Raw genomic sequence first — 16,713 nt, forward strand, 5'->3', positions numbered from 1 at the left:
CTGGGTCGTCGACCTGATATCTCCGGCGTACCGACCTCTCACGTGAGATAGAGCGAGCCAATACGCACAACAAGCCCCCAGGCTACCGGGCGCGCCGGGGTCGGTCAAAATCCCCCCTCGGCGTCCGGGCCGGAAAGCGGCCCGGACGGCCCCCGATCGGTGCTCCCGCACCGCCCGGGCGGGGCTCCGGTCAGCGCTCGCGCTCGACCCGGGTGACGTCCCAGACCGGGTCCGCGGACTCGTACACACGGCCGTCCGCGCCGAAGACCAGGAAGCGGTCGAAGGTCTTGGCGAACCACCGGTCGTGCGTGACGCACAACACGGTGCCGTCGAAGGCCTCCAGGCCGGCCTGCAGCGCCTCGGCGCTCTCCAGGTCCAGGTTGTCGGTCGGCTCGTCCAGCAACAGCGCCGTCACGCCGTCCAGTTCGAGCTTGAGGATCATCAGCCGTGCCTGCTGGCCGCCGGACAGCGACTCGAACTTCTGCTCCTCCTGGCGGTCCAGCTCGTAGCGCCGCAGCGCCCCCATCGCGGCGCCGCGGCTGAGCGCGTGCTCCTCCTCGACGATCGAGCGCACCGTGCGGCCGAAGAGTTCCGGGTGGGCGTGGGTCTGCCGGAAGTGGCCCGGCACGACACGGGCGCCGAGCTTCCACTGACCCGTGTGGGCGACCGTCCCGTCGCCGGCGAGCAGCCGCAGGAAGTGCGACTTGCCCGAGCCGTTGGAGCCCAGCACGCCGATCCGCTCACCGTAGAAGACCTCCAGGTCGAACGGCTTCATCAGGCCGGTGAGCTCCAGCTGCTCCATGGTGAAGGCCCGGACGCCCGTCCGGCCGCCCTTGAGCCGCATGGTGATGTTCTGCTCGCGGGGCGGCTCCTCCGGGCGGCCCGCCTCCTCGAACTTCTTCAGCCTGGTCTGCGCCGCGGCGTAGCGGGTGGCCAGCGCGTGGCTGACCGAGGCGGCCTGGCGCAGGGTGACCACCAGCTTCTTGAGCTTGGCGTGCTCCTCGTCCCAGCGCCGGCCGAGTTCCTCGAAGCGGGCGAAGCGGTCCTTGCGGGCCTCGTGGAAGGAGTCGAAGCCGCCGCCGTGCACCCAGACGCTGCTGCCGGCCGCGCCGGACTCGACGCTGATGATCTTCTCGGCGGTACGGGAGAGCAGTTCGCGGTCGTGCGAGATGTAGAGCACGGTCTTGGAGGTGGCCTTGATCGCCTCCTCCAGCCAGCGCTTGCCGGGGACGTCCAGGTAGTTGTCCGGCTCGTCCAGCAGCAGCACCTCTTCGGGGCCGCGCAGCAGGGCCTCCAGGACGAGGCGCTTCTGCTCCCCGCCGGAGAGCGTGTTCAGCCCGCGCCACTGGGCCTTGTCGAAGGGCATCCCGAGGGCCGCCGTGGTGCAGACGTCCCAGTCGGTCTCGTAGTCGTAGCCGCCGACGTCGGCCCAGTCGGAGAGCGCCTGGGCGTAGGCCATCTGCGTCTTCTCGTCGTCCTGGGCGATCATCGCCAGCTCGGCGGCGTCGACCGCGCGGGCCGCGACGGCGATCCGCTCGGGGGCCACCGAGACCAGCAGGTCGCGGACGGAGGCGTCGGCGGCCAGCGGGGCCGGGCCCTGCCGGTCCTCGTCGTCCTGCTTCGCCTCGCGCCCGGTGGTGCCGACGAACTGGCGCATGACGCCGAGGCCGCCGCTGATCGTGACCGAGCCGCCGTGCGGCTGGAGGTCGCCCGCGATCATGCGCAGCAGGGTGGTCTTGCCGGCGCCGTTGGCGCCCACCAGGGCGACCGCGGAGCCCTCGCCGACCCGGAAGGACGCGTCGTCGAACAGCACCCGCCCGTCCGGCAGGTAGTACTCAAGGTGCGAAATCTCGACGTGTCCCATGCGGACGATTCTCCCAAGCCGCGGCCCAGGACCAAAACGGATTAGCCGACCACCGGCTGTCCCGGCAGCGTCCTGATCCGGCGGGCCAGCCGGCTGCGCTCGGCGAGCTGGTCGTCGGCCGGGTAGCCGACCTCCTCCAGCGTCAGCCCGTACGGCCGGATCACGTTGACCGCGGAGTTGCGCACCCCGCCGGCCAGCACCTCGCCGGGGAACTCCACCGGCCGGTGCCCGTCGCCGACCAGCAGCATCGCGCCGACCAGGGCCCGCACCATGTTGTGGCAGAAGGCGTCGGCGCGGACGGTGGCGACCGCCAGCGAGCCCTCCTGCGAGGCGTAGGAGTCGACCGGGACGCGGTCCCAGCGCAGTTCCAGCAGCGTGCGGATGGTCGTCGCGCCCTCGCGCTTCTTGCAGTACGCGGCGAAGTCGTGCTCCCCCAGCAGCAGCGCCGCGGCCGCGTTCATCCGCTCGACGTCCAGCGGCCGGTCGTGCCAGAGCACATGGCCGCGCAGCAGCGGGTCCACCCCGCCGGGGTGGTCGGCGACGCGGTAGGCGTAGCGGCGCCAGATCGCCGAGAAACGGGCGTCGAAGCCGGCCGGCGCCTCGCCGATCCGGTAGATCCGGACGTCCCCGGGCAGCCGCCCGGCCAGCCTGCGCAGCAGCTTCTCGCGGTGCGCGGCCCACAGCTCGGCCGGCAGGTCGACGTGCGCGACCTGGCCGCGCGCGTGCACGCCGGCGTCGGTCCGTCCGGCGACCGTCAGCGGGTACAGCTCGGTGCTGCGGGTGACGATCTGCAGCGCGCTCTCGATCTCCTCCTGCACCGTGCGGCGGCCACCGCGCTGGCGGGCCCAGCCGGAGAACTCCGCGCCCTGGTAGGCGAGGTCGAGCCGGACCCGGACGTACCCGTCGGCCGGGCCGTCCTTCACCGGCGGACGCTCGGCGCAATCGTCGATCACTGCTTCACTCCAGACAGAAGGAACGGGCCCGCTCCCCCACGGAATGGGAGAGCGGGCCCGCACTGCACCCAAAGGCGTCAGGCCTGCTCGGCCTCGGCCTCGTCGGCCTTGGTGTCCTCGACCTTGGTCTCCTCGACCTTGGCCTCGGCCTCCTTGACGGCGCGCTTGGTGGCACCCTCGGCCTCGCCGACGGCGGTCTGCGCGACGGTCAGCGCCTCGACCAGCTCGATCACGGCCATCGGGGCGTTGTCGCCACGACGGGGACCGATCTTGGTGATACGGGTGTAGCCACCCGGGCGGTTCTCGTAGCGCGGCGCGATCTCGGTGAAGAGGGTGTGCAGCACGGAGATGTCGGTGATCGTCTTGCGAACCAGACGACGGTTGTGGATGTCGCCCTTCTTCGCCTTGGTGATCAGCTTCTCCGCCAGCGGGCGCATCCGACGGGCCTTGGCCTCGGTCGTGGTGATGCGGCCGTACTGGAACAGCTCCCGGCACAGGCCGGCCAGCAGCAGCGGCTCGTGGTGGGGGCCGCCGCCGAGGCGGGCACCCTTGGTGGGACGCGGCATGGAATTACTCCTTGAATCTCCGACTGCGGCCGTACCAGGTACCGCAGCGGGCGTACGGGCACGGTGCCCGTACGGCTTTCATGATGACGGGGGCGGCTCCGGGGAACCGCCCCCACCAGCAAACTCTTAGTACTGCTCGGTCTCCGCGTAACCCGCGTCGTCCAGGTCGTCGGCGCCGAAGGCGTCGGCGGCGGCGGTCGGGTCGAACCCGGGCGGGCTGTCCTTGAGGGCCAGGCCCATGCCGGCCAGCTTCGCCTTGACCTCGTCGATCGACTTCGCACCGAAGTTGCGGATGTCGAGCAGGTCGGCCTCGGAGCGGGCGACGAGCTCACCCACGGTGTGGATGCCCTCGCGCTTGAGGCAGTTGTACGACCGAACGGTGAGCTCGAGCTCCTCGATCGGCAGCGCCAGGTCGGCGGCCAGGGCGGCGTCCGTGGGGGACGGGCCCATGTCGATGCCCTCGGCGTCGATGTTCAGCTCGCGGGCGAGACCGAACAGCTCCACCAGGGTCTTGCCGGCCGAGGCCATGGCGTCGCGCGGGCGCATGGCGGGCTTGGTCTCGACGTCGACGATCAGCTTGTCGAAGTCGGTCCGCTGCTCGACACGGGTCGCCTCGACCTTGTAGGTGACCTTCAGCACGGGGCTGTAGATCGAGTCGACCGGGATGCGGCCGATCTCCTGGCCGGAAGCCTTGTTCTGCACGGCGGAGACGTAGCCGCGACCGCGCTCGACGGTCAGCTCCATCTCCAGCTTGCCCTTGCCGTTCAGCGTGGCGAGGACCAGCTCGGGGTTGTGCACCTCGACACCGGCCGGCGGCGCGATGTCGGCGGCGGTGACCACACCCGGGCCCTGCTTGCGCAGGTACATCACGACCGGCTCGTCGTGCTCCGAGGAGACGACCAGCTGCTTGATGTTGAGGATGAGGTCGGTGACGTCCTCCTTGACGCCCGGCACGGTGGTGAACTCGTGCAGGACGCCGTCGACCCGGATGCTGGTGACAGCGGCACCGGGGATCGAGGAGAGGAGCGTGCGGCGAAGGGAGTTGCCGAGGGTGTAGCCGAAGCCCGGCTCCAGCGGCTCGATCACGAACCGCGAGCGGAATTCGTCGACGACCTCTTCGGTCAGCGAGGGACGCTGAGCGATCAGCATGTTTTCAGATCCTCCAGTTGTCTTCGGCACCCACTATTTGATGCCGAACAGAACCAGCGTACGGGGTCCCGGACGAACCGGGACCCCGTACGCGGTGTCAAGCGAACACCAGTGCCCGAAGGCGCTGCGTCAGACGCGGCGGCGCTTCGGCGGACGGCAGCCGTTGTGCGGGGTGGGGGTGACGTCCTGGATCGAGCCCACCTCCAGGCCGGTGGCCTGGAGCGAGCGGATCGCGGTCTCACGGCCGGAGCCCGGACCCTTGACGAAGACGTCGACCTTGCGCATGCCGTGCTCCTGCGCGCGACGGGCAGCGGCCTCGGCGGCCATCTGCGCGGCGAACGGGGTGGACTTGCGCGAGCCCTTGAAGCCGACGTGGCCGGCGGAGGCCCAGGAGATCACGTTGCCCGCGGGGTCGGTGATCGAAACGATGGTGTTGTTGAACGTGCTCTTGATGTGCGCGTGGCCGTGAGCGACGTTCTTCTTTTCCTTGCGGCGGATCTTCTTCGCGCCGGCAGCCTGACGACCCTTGGGGGGCATAAGTCTGTTCTCCTACTGAGGTGGTCGGTCCGCTGACCCGCGGGCCGGAGGGATGTCCGGTGACGGGACGGACTACTTCTTGCCCGGCTTCTTCTTGCCGGCGATCGCGCGACGCGGGCCCTTGCGGGTACGCGCGTTGGTGTGGGTGCGCTGACCGCGGACCGGCAGGCCGCGGCGGTGACGCAGACCCTCGTAGCAGCCGATCTCGACCTTGCGGCGGATGTCGGCGGCCACCTCACGGCGGAGGTCACCCTCGACCGTGTAGTTGGCGTCGATGTACTGACCCAGCTTGACGAGGTCTTCCTCGGAGATGTCGCGAACGCGGACATCCGGGCTGACACCGGTCTCGGCCAGGGTCTGCTGGGCGCGGGTACGACCGATGCCGTACACGTAGGTAAGGGCGATCTCGATCCGCTTCTCACGGGGGAGATCAACGCCGGCGAGGCGTGCCATTCAAGGCTCCTGTGTTTCTTCAGAGGTCTTGCGTGCTACCTACTCCGACACCTCACGGTGTGGGAGCCCCGGCCTCTGACCGGGGGTGGCAGTCCGCCCTGCGAAGGGCGGATCGGGTAGCCCGCTTATGACGTTTTCGCGTCGCGCGAAGTACTACGAGAAATGCTGGGGAGAACTGATCAGCCCTGGCGCTGCTTGTGGCGCAGGTTGTCGCAGATCACCATGACCCGGCCGTGACGGCGGATCACCTTGCACTTGTCGCAGATCTTCTTGACGCTCGGCTTGACCTTCATGCTTCAGGTTCTCCGGGTCTAGATCTGACGTTCTTACTTGTAGCGGTAGACGATCCGGCCGCGCGTGAGGTCGTAGGGGCTGAGCTCCACCACGACCCGGTCGTCCGGCAGGATGCGGATGTAGTGCATGCGCATCTTGCCGCTGATGTGCGCGAGGACCTTGTGACCGTTCTGCAGCTCGACCTTGAACATCGCGTTCGGAAGAGACTCGATCACGGTGCCCTCGATCTCAATGGCGCCTTGCTTCTTAGCCATGAACTGCGAGATCCACCTTCCGGGACCGGCTACCGTATGCGGCACGCTCGTGCGAACCTGGGTCCACCCCGTCCCCCGAGAGGGAAGAGGGCGTGCTGGAGCACGCTACGAGTGAGCCGACGGTCCATCCTACGCCAGTGCGCCCGATGGGCCAAAACGAGGCCGCCGGACGCGGCCGGCGCCGCCCGTCCGGCCGTCACAGGCCGGGGCTGACCACCAGCGGCTCGACGTGGGCGGTGCAGGCGCTGCAGCGGCGCGCGGCCTGCGGTATCTCGGTCAGGCACTCGGGGCAGGGGCGCTTCGGGGACTTCGGCTTCTTCGGCAGGTAGCGGGCGGTGGCCTTGGTCACCGGCAGCACGACGCAGAAGTACAGCACCGCGGCGGTCATAAGGAACGCGATCAGCACGTTGAGGAACTGCCCCCACGGGAAGATGACCCCGCCCAGGTTGGCCTTGTAGGAGCTGAAGTCCCCGGCGGCACCGACCACCACGCCGACCAGCGGGGTGAGGAAGGCCGACACGAAGCCGGTCACCACGCCGGTGAAGGCCGCACCGATGACGACACCGACGGCCATGTCGACCACGTTGCCGCGCATCATGAAGTCGCGGAATCCCTTGAGCACTGCACTCTCCTGCTTGATCGAAGCCGCTGAAGCCAGTGAAGCCACTGCCAGCCGATAAAAATAGGACAAAAGCCCTGGAGGTCCAAACCCCCAGGGCTCTGATCCGTTGTCGGACGCGGTAGTTGACCGCCTCCGCGACTACCCGAGGGGGTCCGGAGCTGCGGTGATGCCCAGCTTCGCGAGTTCGGCGCGGCCGCCGTCGAAGGCCGTCAGGACCAGCGGGCCCTGCTCGGTGACGGCCACCGAGTGCTCCCAGTGCGAGGCCCAGGTGCCGTCGGTGGTCACGACGGTCCAGTCGTCCTCCAGCACGGTGGTGTGCGGAGTGCCCAGCGAGACCATCGGCTCGATCGCCAGCACGGTGCCGGGGATCAGCTTGGGGCCCTTGCCGCGCCCCCGCTCGACGTAGTTCAGCACGTGCGGCTCCATGTGCATCGCGGTGCCGATGCCGTGGCCGCCGTAGCCCTCGGTGATGCCCCACTTGCCCTTCGGCGGGAGCGGCTGGCGCCGGATGAAGCCCTCGATCGCCTTGGAGACGTCCGCCAGGCGGTTGCCCTTCTTCATCTGGGCGATGCCGGCCCACATCGAGCCCTCGGTGACCCGGCTGAGCATCTCCACCTCGGGGCGGACCTCGCCGACCGCCACGGTGATCGCCGCGTCGCCGTGCCAGCCGTCCACGATGGCGCCGCAGTCGATCGAGATGACGTCGCCCTCCTGGAGCACCCGGTCACCGGGGATGCCGTGCACGACCTCGTTGTTCACCGAGGCGCAGATCACCCCGGGGAACCAGAGCCCGCCGTGGTCGGCGCGGAAGTTCGAGGTGGCGCCGTGGTCGGTGATGACCTTGTCCGCGATGTCGTTGAGCTCCTGGGTGGTCACCCCCGGAGCGACCGCCTCCCGGCAGGCCTTGAGCGCCTCGGCGACGACCAGCCCGGCCACTCGCATCTTCGCGATCTGCTCGGGGGTCTTGATCTCCACCATCTGGTCACGCCTTCCTAGGGTTCCCGCCCGGTCCTTGCCGGACGGCCGTGCACTCGTTCCACCGTACGACGCCGTACGGCCGCGCTGCCCCGGCGAGGGGCGGCGCGGCCGTACGGCGTCGCTCGGTAATGTCAGTTGTCCTGCTTCAGCGCCTCGATCGCGCGCTGGGTCACCTCGTCCACCTTGCCGAGCGCGGGGATCGTCGCCACCAGGCCCTGCTGGGCGTAGTAGTCGATGATCGGCTCGGTCTCGGTGTGGTAGACCTCCAGCCGCGTCCGCACCTTCTCCTCGGTGTCGTCCGAGCGCTGGTACAGCTCGCCGCCGCACTCGTCGCAGACGCCCTCGGCCTTCGGCGGGTTGTAGTCCACGTGGAACACGTGGCCCCCGTCGTTGCGGCACAGGCGACGGCCGGCGATCCGGCGGACGACCTCGTCCTCGGGAACCTCCAGGTCCAGCACGCCGTCCAGCGCGATGCCCTGCTCGGCCAGGAACTCGTCCAGCGCCTTGGCCTGGCCAAGGTTGCGCGGGAAGCCGTCGAGCAGGAAGCCGTTGCCGGCGTCGGGCTGGAGCATGCGGTCCTTGGCCATCCCGATGGTGACCTCATCCGGTACCAGGCGACCCGCGTCCATGAAGCTCTTGGCCTCGAGCCCCAGCGGGGTGCCCTGACCGATGTTGGCGCGGAACAGGTCGCCGGTGGAGATGTGGGGAATGGACAGGGTCTTGGCGAGCAGGTGCGCCTGAGTACCCTTCCCGGCCCCGGGAGGTCCGACGAGGACGATACGCATCAGCGGAGGAACCCTTCGTAATTGCGCTGCTGGAGCTGGCTCTCGATCTGCTTCACAGTTTCGAGTCCGACGCCGACGACGATGAGAACGCTGGTGCCGCCGAACGGGAAGTTGGTCTGCTGCCCGAAGGCCACCAGGGCGATCATCGGGATCAACGCGATCAGGCCCAGGTAGAGCGAACCCGGCCACGTGATGCGGGTGAGCACGTAGTTCAGGTACTCGGCCGTCGGCCGGCCGGCCCGGATGCCCGGGATGAACCCACCATACTTCTTCATATTGTCGGCAACTTCTTCGGGGTTGAAGGAGATGGCGACGTAGAAGAAGGCGAAGAAGACGATCAGCAGGAAGTAGGTGGCCATGTAGACCGGGTGGTCACCCTTGACGAAGTTGGTCCTGATCCACGTCGCCCAGCCGGCCTGGCTGCTGGTCAGCTGGACCACCAGGGCGGGGATGTACAGCAGCGACGAGGCGAAGATGACCGGGATGACACCGGCCTGGTTCACCTTGAGGGGGATGTAGGTCGAGGTGCCGCCGAAGGCGCGGCGCCCGATCATCCGCTTCGCGTACTGCACCGGGATCCGGCGCTGCGCCTGCTCCACGAAGATGACCAGCATCACAACGATGACGCCCACCGCGACCACGGAGAGGAACTCGACCCAGCCGCCGCCGATGGTGCCGGAGGTCTTGATCGCCCACATCGAGCCCGGGAAGCCCGAGGCGATCGAGGTGAAGATGAGGATCGACATGCCGTTGCCGATGCCGCGGTCGGTGATCAGCTCACCCAGCCACATGATGAACGTGGTGCCGGCGGTCATCGTGATCACCATGACGGCGATCCGGAACACCGACTGGTCCGGCACGATCTGGTTGGCGTAGACGCAACCCGAGAACAGCGCGCCGCTGGAGGCCGTCGCCACGATGCCGGTGCCCTGGAGCACGGCGAGCGCGATGGTCAGGTAGCGCGTGTACTGGGTGATCTTCGCGGTACCGGCCTGCCCCTCCTTCTTCAGCGCCTCGAGCCGCGGGATCACGACGGTGAGGAGCTGGAGGATGATGCTGGCCGTGATGTACGGCATGATGCCGAGCGCGAAGATCGTGAGCTGGAGGAGCGCGCCACCACTGAACAGGTTGACGAGCCCGAACAATCCGCTGCTCTTGGTGTCCTTCACACATTCGTTGACAGCTTGGAAGCTGACCCCGGGTACCGGGACGTGGGAGCCCAGCCGGAACAGCACCATGATGCCCAGCGTGAACAGCAGCTTCTTGCGCAGGTCGGGCGTCTGGAACGCCCGCGCGAACGCACTGAGCACGGTGCCTCCTGCGCCTCCCGCGCGTCGTCGGCGGGAGGGTCGGTCCTGAATGGGGAGTTTGCGGTTCGGGCCCCCGTACAGACGGCACAGGCGAGCCTACGCGCAGCCTACAAGGGAACTCCACGGACTCTAACAGTGCGCGGCCGCTCGAAAGAAGCGCGTACGGCCCCTCCCCCACTCACGGGGTACGGGATGCCCGGGTTTGCCACACAAAAGAACGAGGCCCGTACCCACTTGAGTGCGGCTACGGACCACCGGGACAACGCACGAGCCCCGCACCTCCGTGAAGGAGGTGCGGGGCTCGTGGGGAGTCAGCGGGCTCAGACGAGCTCGGTGACGGTACCGCCGGCGGCGGTGATCTTCTCGGCGGCGGAGCCGGAGACGGCGTCGACCGTCACCTGCAGCGCGACCGAGATCTCGCCGGTGCCGAGCACCTTGACGAGGGAGTTCTTGCGAACCGCGCCCTTGGCGATCAGGTCCTCGACAGTGACCTCGCCACCCTGCGGGTAGAGCTCGGCCAGCTTGTCGAGGTTGACAACCTGGAACGTGATCTTGAACGGGTTCTTGAAGCCCTTCAGCTTCGGCAGGCGCATGTGGAGCGGCATCTGGCCACCCTCGAAGCGCTGCGGAACCTGGTAGCGGGCCTTGGTGCCCTTGGTACCACGACCGGCGGTCTTACCCTTGGAGCCCTCACCACGACCGACACGGGTCTTGGCGGTCTTGGCACCCGGGGCGGGACGCAGGTTGTGAACCTTGATCGGCGAGTCGCCCATAATCAGTCCACCTCCTCGACCGTGACGAGGTGACGCACGGTCTGGGCCATCCCGCGGATCTCGGGACGGTCCTCCTTGACGACCACATCGTGCATGCGCTTCAGACCCAGCGAGCGCAGCGTCTCGCGGTGGTTCTGCTTGCTGCCGATGTAGGACTTGGTCTGCGTGATCTTCAGGCGAGCCATCAGGCACTCACCCCTGCAGCACGAGCCCGCAGCAGAGCGGCGGGAGCCACGTCCTCCAGCGGCAGGCCACGACGGGCGGCGATCTCCTCGGGGCGCACGAGGCCCTTCAGAGCGGCCACCGTGGCGTGCACGATGTTGATCGCGTTGTCGGAGCCGAGCGACTTCGACAGGATGTCGTGGATACCGGCGCACTCGAGCACGGCACGCACCGGGCCACCGGCGATAACACCGGTACCGGGGGCAGCCGGCTTCAGGAGCACGACACCGGCAGCCTTCTCGCCCTGGATCGGGTGAGGGATGGTGCCCTGGATACGGGGGACCTTGAAGAAGTTCTTCTTGGCCTCCTCAACACCCTTGGCGATGGCGGCCGGAACCTCCTTCGCCTTCCCGTAACCGACACCTACGGTGCCGTCACCGTCGCCCACCACGACCAGCGCGGTGAAGCTGAAACGACGACCACCCTTGACAACCTTGGCGACACGGTTGATCGCAACGACGCGCTCGACGTAAGCGGTCTTCTCGACGGCGGGGGCATTGCCCCGGTCGTCACGCTTACGGTCACGCCGCTCGCCACCGCCGGTGCCGCCGCCGGCGCCGCTACCGCGGCGCTGGGGTCCAGCCATTGGAATTACCTCTCTCGATTACGTCCGTCGACTGAGCCGACGAGCGGCTTAGAAGTCGAGCCCGGCCTCACGGGCAGCATCGGCCAGAGCGGCGATGCGGCCTGCGTACCGGTTGCCCGCGCGGTCGAAGACGACCGACTCGATGCCGGCGGCCTTGGCGCGCTCGGCGACCAGGCTCCCGACCTTCTTGGCCAGCTCGGTCTTGTCGCCCTCGACGCCCTTGATGGACACGTCGAGGGTGGACGCCGACGCCAGGGTGTGACCCTTGGCGTCGTCGATGACCTGGGCGACCATGTGACGGTTCGAGCGCGTCACAACGAGGCGCGGACGCACCTCGGTGCCGACGACGCGCTTGCGAACGCGGATCGCGCGGCGCTTGCGAGCGGCGCTCTTGTAGGCGTTGCCCTTGCCGATCTTGACAGAGACGCTCATCGCTTACTTACCACTCTTTCCGACCTTGCGGCGGATGACCTCGCCCGCGTACTTGACGCCCTTGGCCTTGTACGGGTCGGGCTTGCGCAGCTTGCGGATCTTCGCGGCGACCTCGCCGACCTTCTGCTTGTCGATGCCGTCCACGTGGAACTTGGTGGCCGACTCGACGACGAAGGTGATGCCCTCCGGGGCCTCGACCAGGATCGGGTGGCTGTAGCCGAGCTGGAACTCCATGTTGGAGCCCTTCGCCAGGACTCGATAGCCAACACCGCTGATCTCCAGCGACTTGCGGTAGCCCGCGGTCACGCCGGTGATCATGTTCGCCACCAGCGTGCGGGAAAGGCCGTGCAGGGCCTTCGACAGACGCTCGTCGTTGGGGCGGGTGACGAGCAGCGTGCCGTCCTCGCCCTTGCCGATCTCGATCGGCGCGGCGACATGGTGGGTGAGGGAGCCCTTGGGGCCCTTCACCGAGACCGCCTGGCCATCGATGGTGACGTCCACGCCGGCGGGAACCGGGATGGGCAGCCGTCCAATGCGCGACATTGCTGTACCTCCGTTTCCCGAATTACCAGACGTAGGCGAGAACTTCTCCGCCTACGCCCTTCTTGGCTGCCTGCTTGTCGGTGAGGAGACCGGAGGACGTGGAGATGATCGCCACGCCCAGGCCGCCGAGCACCTTCGGCAGGTTGGTGGACTTTGCGTAGACCCGCAGGCCCGGCTTGCTGATCCGCTTGATGCCAGCGATCGAGCGCTCACGGTTGGGACCGAACTTGAGCTCGATGGTCAGCTTCTTGCCGACCTCGCCCTCGACGGGCTCCTCAACCTTGTAGGAGGAGATGTACCCCTCCTGCTGCAGGATCTGGGCGACGTGCGCCTTGATCTTGCTGGCCGGCATCGCCACGGAGTCGTGGTACGCCGAGTTAGCGTTACGCAGACGCGTGAGCATGTCTGCGATGGGGTCGGTCATGGTCATGATGGCCTCAGGCCTCTCTCGCCGTGGTTTCTCCGCACCAGGTCCCCCGTGTTCCTGAGGAACACGGGGCACAGGCGCAGGGGACCTGCGACGTAGTAAGTCTGGGTGCGAGCCCTCGAAGAGGGTCAGCGGCCGCTACGGAGCGACCGTGACAGGGGGCCCGACCCCACTACCTTACGGGATTCCGTACGGGAGCCCAAAAACGGGCGATGTGGGATCGGGCACCCTGCTTCGCGTGATGCGACTAGAGCGGTTGCCCTCTAAGGGAAGAGGACTACCAGGAGCTCTTGGTCACGCCCGGCAGCTCGCCGCGGTGCGCCATCTCACGGAGGCACACACGGCAGAGGCCGAACTTGCGGTACACCGAGTGCGGGCGACCGCAGCGCTGGCACCGGGTGTAGGCCCGGACGCCGAACTTCGGCTTCCGCTCGGCCTTTGCGATGAGGGACTTCTTCGCCATTGGCTCACGCCTCCTTGAACGGGAAGCCCAGAGCGCGCAGGAGCGCCCGGCCCTCGTCGTCGGTCTGAGCGGTGGTCACGACGGTGATGTCCATACCGCGCTGACGGTCGACCTTGTCCTGGTCGATCTCGTGGAACATAACCTGCTCGGTCAGACCGAAGGTGTAGTTGCCACGGCCGTCGAACTGCTTGGGGGAGAGACCACGGAAGTCACGGATACGCGGCAGAGCCAGCGACACCAGACGGTCCAGGAACTCCCACATGCGGTCACCACGGAGGGTGACGTGGGTGCCGATCGGCTGGCCCTCGCGCAGCTTGAACTGCGCGATGGACTTACGAGCCTTGGTCACGGCCGGCTTCTGACCGGTGATCGCGGTCAGGTCGCGGATCGCGCCCTCGATCAGCTTGCTGTCACGGGCGGCCTCGCCGACACCCATGTTGACGACGACCTTGACCAGGCCGGGCGTCAGCATGACGTTCTCGTACGAGAACTGCTCCTGCAGCTGACCCTTGATCTCGGAGTTGTAACGCTCCTTGAGACGGGGGGTCACCTTCTCAACAGACGTCTCAGACATCAGATGTCCTCACCGGTTCGCTTGGCAACGCGGATCTTGTTGCCCTCGTCGTCGAAGCGGTAGCCAACGCGGGTGACGACCTTCTTGCCGTCCTTCTCCACGACCAGCTGGACGTTGGAGACGTGCACCGGGGCCTCGACGGTGACAATGCCACCCTGAGTACCCGGGCCCGGCTTGGTGTGCTTCTTGACCCGGTTGACACCCTCGACCAGGACCTTGTTCTCGGCGGGCATGGCCTGGATGACCTTGCCCTGCTTGCCGCGGTCCTTGCCGGTGATGACCTGGACCAGGTCACCCTTCTTGATCTTCATGCTGTTCGCCATGGGTTAGAGCACCTCCGGCGCCAGCGAGATGATCTTCATGAACTTCTTGTCGCGCAGCTCGCGGCCCACCGGGCCGAAGATGCGGGTACCGCGGGGGTCACCATCGGTGTTCTTGAGAACCACGGCGGCGTTCTCGTCGAACCGGATGTACGAACCGTCGGGACGGCGGCGCGACTTCACGGTACGGACGACGACGCACTTGACGACGTCACCCTTCTTGACCGAACCGCCGGGGATCGCGTCCTTGACGGTCGCGACGATGACGTCCCCGATACCGGCGTAGCGGCGACCGGAACCACCGAGAACGCGGATGCAAAGGATTTCCTTCGCGCCCGTGTTGTCGGCGACACGCAGTCGCGACTCCTGCTGGATCACAGCTTTCTCCTGATCGTCAACGAGAGCTGACGGGCCGGCCGCTGCTCACACCGGCGCCCGCGAGGGACCCGTTGCACATACGGCCGTACCACATCGACTTCGTTACTTGGCCTTCTCGAGGATCTCGACGACGCGCCAGCGCTTCGTCGCGGACAGCGGGCGGGTCTCCGCGAGGAGGACCCGGTCGCCGATGCCGCAGGCGTTCGCCTCGTCGTGCGCCTTCAGCTTGTTCGTACGGCGGATGACCTTGCCGTACAGAGCGTGCTTGACGCGGTCCTCGACGGCGACGACGACGGTCTTGTCCATCTTGTCGCTGACGACGAGGCCCTCACGGGTCTTGCGGAAACCGCGCGTCTCGTTGGTGTTCTCAGTCATCAGGCGTTCTCCACCGTCTCGATGCCCAGCTCGCGCTCGCGCATCAGGGTGTAGATCCGCGCGATGTCCTTACGGACGAGCTTGAGCCGTCCGTGGTTGTCGAGCTGCCCGGTCGCCGCCTGGAAGCGGAGGTTGAACAGCTCCTCCTTGGCCTCACGGAGCTTGGCAACGAGACCCTCGTTGTCCAGCTCGCGGAGGTCAGCAGCCTTGGTGCCGGCCGACATCAGCTCTCACCTGCCTCGCGCCGGATGATCCGGCACTTCATCGGGAGCTTGTGAGCTGCGCGGGTCAGCGCCTCACGAGCCACCTTCTCGTTGGGGTACGACAGCTCGAACATGACCCGACCCGGGTGCACGTTCGCGATCCACCACTCGGGCGAACCCTTACCGGAACCCATGCGGGTCTCGGCCGGCTTCTTGGTCAGCGGACGGTCCGGGTAGATGTTGATCCAGACCTTGCCGCCACGCTTGATGTGACGGGTGACGGCGATACGAGCGGACTCGATCTGCCGGTTCGTCACGTAGGCCGGGGTAACGGCCTGGATGCCGTACTCGCCGAAGGCGAGCTCGGTGCCACCCTTGGAGGCGCCGCGGCGCTTCGGGTGGTGCTGCTTGCGGTGCTTGACCCGACGGGGGATCAGCATTTGGGTCAGGCCTCCGTTCCGGTGTTCTCGGCAGCCGGGGTCTCGGCGGCGACCGGGGCCTGAGCCTCGGTGCCGGCGGGACGACGGCCACGGCCACCGCGCTCGCCACCACGGCGCTCGCCACCGCGGGCGGGACGACCACCCTCGGGACGGGCCGGACGGTTGCCCGAGCGGGCAGCGGCGTTCTCAGCGCGGACCTCGGCGATGTTCTTGACGTCGCCCTTGTAGATCCAGACCTTCACGCCGATACGGCCGAAGGTCGTCTTGGCCTCGAAGAAGCCGTAGTCGACGTTCGCGCGCAGGGTGTGCAGCGGCACACGGCCCTCGCGGTAGAACTCCGAACGGCTCATCTCGGCGCCGCCGAGACGACCGGAGCACTGGACCTTGATGCCCTTGGCGCCGGACTTCATGGTGCCCTGCATCGACTTGCGCATGGCACGGCGGAAGGAGACGCGGGAGGACAGCTGCTCCGCGACGCCCTGAGCCACGAGCTGGGCGTCCAGCTCGGGGTTCTTGACCTCGAGGATGTTCAGCTGGACCTGCTTGCCGGTCAGCTTCTCCAGGTCGCCGCGGATGCGGTCGGCCTCGGTGCCACGGCGACCGATGACGATGCCGGGGCGCGCGGTGTGGATGTCGACGCGGACGCGGTCGCGGGTGCGCTCGATCTCAACCTTCGAGATGCCGGCGCGCTCCATGCCCTTCGTCATCATGCGACGAATGGCGACGTCTTCCTTGACGTAGTCCTTGTACAGCTTGTCGGCGTACCAGCGGGACTTGAAGTCCGTGCTGATGCCGAGGCGGAACCCGTGCGGGTTAACCTTCTGGCCCATTACCGGGTCCCTTCCTTGCTGCTGACGACCACGGTGATGTGGCTGGTCCGCTTGCGGATCCGGTAGGCACGGCCCTGGGCACGCGGACGGAACCGCTTCAGGGTCGGGCCCTCGTCAACGTACGCCTCGCTGATGACGAGGTCGTCCACGTTGGAGTGGTTGTAGTTGTGCGCGGCGTTGGCAATGGCGCTGTTGAGCACCTTGCTGACCGGCACGGTAGCGGCCTGCGGAGCGAAACGCAGGACCGCCTGGGCCTCCGTGGCGTTCAGGCCACGGATGAGGTCCACCACGCGGCGGGCCTTCATGGGCGTGACGCGGATGTACCGCGCCTGGGCCCTGGCTTCCATGGTTGTCCCCTTGCTGGTGTAAGTCATTGAGTCGG

Annotated in this window: 27 protein-coding genes; all 27 read right to left on the bottom strand. The window is 67.6% G+C overall.

The features are described 5' to 3' along the window. Window positions 1–190: 190 nt before the first annotated feature. Entirely contained in the window at window positions 191–1,864 is a 1,674-nt protein-coding gene (locus ACZ34W_RS11090; RefSeq protein ID WP_329488108.1) for an ABC-F family ATP-binding cassette domain-containing protein, read from the bottom strand. A gap of 41 nt (window positions 1,865–1,905) precedes the next feature. After that, window positions 1,906–2,817: a tRNA pseudouridine(38-40) synthase TruA gene (gene truA / locus ACZ34W_RS11095; RefSeq protein WP_329488110.1), complete on the bottom strand. Its 912-nt coding sequence runs from the start codon at window positions 2,815–2,817 to the stop codon at window positions 1,906–1,908. 77 nt (window positions 2,818–2,894) lie between these two features. Then, complete coding sequence (gene rplQ, locus ACZ34W_RS11100) at window positions 2,895–3,383, bottom strand: 50S ribosomal protein L17 (RefSeq protein WP_329488111.1); 489 nt, start codon at window positions 3,381–3,383, stop codon at window positions 2,895–2,897. Window positions 3,384–3,509: 126 nt separating this feature from the next. Beyond that, the gene (locus ACZ34W_RS11105; protein WP_030232516.1) at window positions 3,510–4,532 is read right to left on the bottom strand and encodes a DNA-directed RNA polymerase subunit alpha; all 1,023 of its coding nucleotides are present in this window, start codon (window positions 4,530–4,532) and stop codon (window positions 3,510–3,512) included. Window positions 4,533–4,661: 129 nt separating this feature from the next. After that, on the bottom strand, window positions 4,662–5,069 hold the full coding sequence (gene rpsK / locus ACZ34W_RS11110) for a 30S ribosomal protein S11 (protein WP_030232513.1): 408 nt from the start codon (window positions 5,067–5,069) through the stop codon (window positions 4,662–4,664). Window positions 5,070–5,141: 72 nt separating this feature from the next. Further along, window positions 5,142–5,522 carry a 30S ribosomal protein S13 gene (gene rpsM, locus ACZ34W_RS11115; protein WP_329488114.1) on the bottom strand — a complete coding sequence of 127 codons (381 nt, stop codon included), beginning with the start codon at window positions 5,520–5,522 and terminating at the stop codon, window positions 5,142–5,144. A gap of 179 nt (window positions 5,523–5,701) precedes the next feature. Next, on the bottom strand, window positions 5,702–5,815 hold the full coding sequence (rpmJ, locus tag ACZ34W_RS11120; RefSeq protein WP_003956441.1) for a 50S ribosomal protein L36: 114 nt from the start codon (window positions 5,813–5,815) through the stop codon (window positions 5,702–5,704). A 33-nt stretch (window positions 5,816–5,848) separates the two neighbouring features. After that, window positions 5,849–6,070: a translation initiation factor IF-1 gene (gene infA, locus ACZ34W_RS11125; RefSeq protein WP_003956442.1), complete on the bottom strand. Its 222-nt coding sequence runs from the start codon at window positions 6,068–6,070 to the stop codon at window positions 5,849–5,851. 196 nt (window positions 6,071–6,266) lie between these two features. Further along, the gene (gene mscL, locus ACZ34W_RS11130; protein WP_329488115.1) at window positions 6,267–6,692 is read right to left on the bottom strand and encodes a large conductance mechanosensitive channel protein MscL; all 426 of its coding nucleotides are present in this window, start codon (window positions 6,690–6,692) and stop codon (window positions 6,267–6,269) included. 138 nt (window positions 6,693–6,830) lie between these two features. Continuing rightward, entirely contained in the window at window positions 6,831–7,670 is an 840-nt protein-coding gene (map, locus tag ACZ34W_RS11135; protein ID WP_329488116.1) for a type I methionyl aminopeptidase, read from the bottom strand. A gap of 131 nt (window positions 7,671–7,801) precedes the next feature. Then, entirely contained in the window at window positions 7,802–8,455 is a 654-nt protein-coding gene (locus ACZ34W_RS11140) for an adenylate kinase (RefSeq protein WP_329488117.1), read from the bottom strand. Next, window positions 8,455–9,765, bottom strand: a complete 1,311-nt coding sequence (gene secY / locus ACZ34W_RS11145; protein ID WP_329488118.1) for a preprotein translocase subunit SecY — start codon at window positions 9,763–9,765, stop codon at window positions 8,455–8,457. The genes ACZ34W_RS11140 and secY overlap by 1 nt, the downstream gene beginning before the upstream one ends. Window positions 9,766–10,085: 320 nt before the next feature. Continuing rightward, a complete protein-coding gene (gene rplO, locus ACZ34W_RS11150; protein ID WP_380382401.1) occupies window positions 10,086–10,538 on the bottom strand; it encodes a 50S ribosomal protein L15 in 453 nt (150 codons plus the stop codon). A gap of 2 nt (window positions 10,539–10,540) precedes the next feature. Further along, on the bottom strand, window positions 10,541–10,723 hold the full coding sequence (gene rpmD, locus ACZ34W_RS11155; RefSeq protein ID WP_030300409.1) for a 50S ribosomal protein L30: 183 nt from the start codon (window positions 10,721–10,723) through the stop codon (window positions 10,541–10,543). Further along, window positions 10,723–11,346, bottom strand: a complete 624-nt coding sequence (gene rpsE / locus ACZ34W_RS11160; protein ID WP_030055834.1) for a 30S ribosomal protein S5 — start codon at window positions 11,344–11,346, stop codon at window positions 10,723–10,725. The genes rpmD and rpsE overlap by 1 nt, the downstream gene beginning before the upstream one ends. 48 nt (window positions 11,347–11,394) lie before the next feature. Beyond that, window positions 11,395–11,778 (bottom strand): 50S ribosomal protein L18, encoded by a 384-nt coding sequence (gene rplR, locus ACZ34W_RS11165; protein ID WP_209414075.1) that lies wholly within the window; start codon window positions 11,776–11,778, stop codon window positions 11,395–11,397. A 3-nt stretch (window positions 11,779–11,781) separates the two neighbouring features. After that, window positions 11,782–12,321 (bottom strand): 50S ribosomal protein L6, encoded by a 540-nt coding sequence (rplF, locus tag ACZ34W_RS11170; RefSeq protein WP_329488120.1) that lies wholly within the window; start codon window positions 12,319–12,321, stop codon window positions 11,782–11,784. Between the two features lie 22 nt (window positions 12,322–12,343). Further along, the gene (gene rpsH / locus ACZ34W_RS11175; RefSeq protein ID WP_031063036.1) at window positions 12,344–12,751 is read right to left on the bottom strand and encodes a 30S ribosomal protein S8; all 408 of its coding nucleotides are present in this window, start codon (window positions 12,749–12,751) and stop codon (window positions 12,344–12,346) included. Between the two features lie 274 nt (window positions 12,752–13,025). After that, window positions 13,026–13,211, bottom strand: a complete 186-nt coding sequence (locus ACZ34W_RS11180; RefSeq protein ID WP_030393303.1) for a type Z 30S ribosomal protein S14 — start codon at window positions 13,209–13,211, stop codon at window positions 13,026–13,028. Between the two features lie 4 nt (window positions 13,212–13,215). Beyond that, window positions 13,216–13,785 carry a 50S ribosomal protein L5 gene (rplE, locus tag ACZ34W_RS11185; protein ID WP_030300393.1) on the bottom strand — a complete coding sequence of 190 codons (570 nt, stop codon included), beginning with the start codon at window positions 13,783–13,785 and terminating at the stop codon, window positions 13,216–13,218. Next, window positions 13,785–14,096, bottom strand: coding sequence for a 50S ribosomal protein L24 (rplX, locus tag ACZ34W_RS11190; protein WP_030055828.1), 312 nt, complete (start codon window positions 14,094–14,096; stop codon window positions 13,785–13,787). Before rplX ends, rplE begins: the two co-directional genes overlap by 1 nt. A gap of 15 nt (window positions 14,097–14,111) precedes the next feature. Beyond that, the gene (gene rplN / locus ACZ34W_RS11195) at window positions 14,112–14,483 is read right to left on the bottom strand and encodes a 50S ribosomal protein L14 (protein WP_030393301.1); all 372 of its coding nucleotides are present in this window, start codon (window positions 14,481–14,483) and stop codon (window positions 14,112–14,114) included. A 102-nt stretch (window positions 14,484–14,585) separates the two neighbouring features. Beyond that, window positions 14,586–14,858, bottom strand: coding sequence for a 30S ribosomal protein S17 (rpsQ, locus tag ACZ34W_RS11200; RefSeq protein ID WP_030055826.1), 273 nt, complete (start codon window positions 14,856–14,858; stop codon window positions 14,586–14,588). After that, on the bottom strand, window positions 14,858–15,082 hold the full coding sequence (rpmC, locus tag ACZ34W_RS11205; protein WP_063348970.1) for a 50S ribosomal protein L29: 225 nt from the start codon (window positions 15,080–15,082) through the stop codon (window positions 14,858–14,860). The genes rpsQ and rpmC overlap by 1 nt, the downstream gene beginning before the upstream one ends. Continuing rightward, on the bottom strand, window positions 15,082–15,501 hold the full coding sequence (gene rplP / locus ACZ34W_RS11210) for a 50S ribosomal protein L16 (protein WP_030393299.1): 420 nt from the start codon (window positions 15,499–15,501) through the stop codon (window positions 15,082–15,084). The genes rpmC and rplP overlap by 1 nt, the downstream gene beginning before the upstream one ends. Before the next feature lie 5 nt (window positions 15,502–15,506). Next, window positions 15,507–16,331 carry a 30S ribosomal protein S3 gene (gene rpsC, locus ACZ34W_RS11215; protein WP_327677868.1) on the bottom strand — a complete coding sequence of 275 codons (825 nt, stop codon included), beginning with the start codon at window positions 16,329–16,331 and terminating at the stop codon, window positions 15,507–15,509. Beyond that, complete coding sequence (rplV, locus tag ACZ34W_RS11220; RefSeq protein WP_329488124.1) at window positions 16,331–16,678, bottom strand: 50S ribosomal protein L22; 348 nt, start codon at window positions 16,676–16,678, stop codon at window positions 16,331–16,333. The genes rpsC and rplV overlap by 1 nt, the downstream gene beginning before the upstream one ends. Between the last annotated feature and the right edge of the window lie 35 nt (window positions 16,679–16,713).

The sequence above is a fragment of the Kitasatospora sp. NPDC022856 genome, from assembly GCF_055561235.1.

Coding starts and splice junctions, on each gene's coding strand:
- rpsM (WP_329488114.1), bottom strand. CDS start 5,522: ATGGCACGCCTCGCCGGCGTTGATCTCCCCCGTGAGAAGCGGATCGAG.
- ACZ34W_RS11180 (WP_030393303.1), bottom strand. CDS start 13,211: ATGGCGAAGAAGTCCCTCATCGCAAAGGCCGAGCGGAAGCCGAAGTTC.
- rplO (WP_380382401.1), bottom strand. CDS start 10,538: ATGGGCGACTCGCCGATCAAGGTTCACAACCTGCGTCCCGCCCCGGGT.
- map (WP_329488116.1), bottom strand. CDS start 7,670: ATGGTGGAGATCAAGACCCCCGAGCAGATCGCGAAGATGCGAGTGGCC.
- rplE (WP_030300393.1), bottom strand. CDS start 13,785: ATGTCTGAGACGTCTGTTGAGAAGGTGACCCCCCGTCTCAAGGAGCGT.
- ACZ34W_RS11090 (WP_329488108.1), bottom strand. CDS start 1,864: ATGGGACACGTCGAGATTTCGCACCTTGAGTACTACCTGCCGGACGGG.
- rpsQ (WP_030055826.1), bottom strand. CDS start 14,858: ATGACTGAGAACACCAACGAGACGCGCGGTTTCCGCAAGACCCGTGAG.
- rplF (WP_329488120.1), bottom strand. CDS start 12,321: ATGTCGCGCATTGGACGGCTGCCCATCCCGGTTCCCGCCGGCGTGGAC.
- rplX (WP_030055828.1), bottom strand. CDS start 14,096: ATGAAGATCAAGAAGGGTGACCTGGTCCAGGTCATCACCGGCAAGGAC.
- rplQ (WP_329488111.1), bottom strand. CDS start 3,383: ATGCCGCGTCCCACCAAGGGTGCCCGCCTCGGCGGCGGCCCCCACCAC.
- rplV (WP_329488124.1), bottom strand. CDS start 16,678: ATGGAAGCCAGGGCCCAGGCGCGGTACATCCGCGTCACGCCCATGAAG.
- ACZ34W_RS11140 (WP_329488117.1), bottom strand. CDS start 8,455: ATGCGTATCGTCCTCGTCGGACCTCCCGGGGCCGGGAAGGGTACTCAG.
- ACZ34W_RS11105 (WP_030232516.1), bottom strand. CDS start 4,532: ATGCTGATCGCTCAGCGTCCCTCGCTGACCGAAGAGGTCGTCGACGAA.
- rpmD (WP_030300409.1), bottom strand. CDS start 10,723: ATGGCTCGCCTGAAGATCACGCAGACCAAGTCCTACATCGGCAGCAAG.
- rplR (WP_209414075.1), bottom strand. CDS start 11,778: ATGAGCGTCTCTGTCAAGATCGGCAAGGGCAACGCCTACAAGAGCGCC.
- rpsH (WP_031063036.1), bottom strand. CDS start 12,751: ATGACCATGACCGACCCCATCGCAGACATGCTCACGCGTCTGCGTAAC.
- rpmC (WP_063348970.1), bottom strand. CDS start 15,082: ATGTCGGCCGGCACCAAGGCTGCTGACCTCCGCGAGCTGGACAACGAG.
- infA (WP_003956442.1), bottom strand. CDS start 6,070: ATGGCTAAGAAGCAAGGCGCCATTGAGATCGAGGGCACCGTGATCGAG.
- rpsC (WP_327677868.1), bottom strand. CDS start 16,331: ATGGGCCAGAAGGTTAACCCGCACGGGTTCCGCCTCGGCATCAGCACG.
- rpmJ (WP_003956441.1), bottom strand. CDS start 5,815: ATGAAGGTCAAGCCGAGCGTCAAGAAGATCTGCGACAAGTGCAAGGTG.
- rplP (WP_030393299.1), bottom strand. CDS start 15,501: ATGCTGATCCCCCGTCGGGTCAAGCACCGCAAGCAGCACCACCCGAAG.
- rpsK (WP_030232513.1), bottom strand. CDS start 5,069: ATGCCCCCCAAGGGTCGTCAGGCTGCCGGCGCGAAGAAGATCCGCCGC.
- rpsE (WP_030055834.1), bottom strand. CDS start 11,346: ATGGCTGGACCCCAGCGCCGCGGTAGCGGCGCCGGCGGCGGCACCGGC.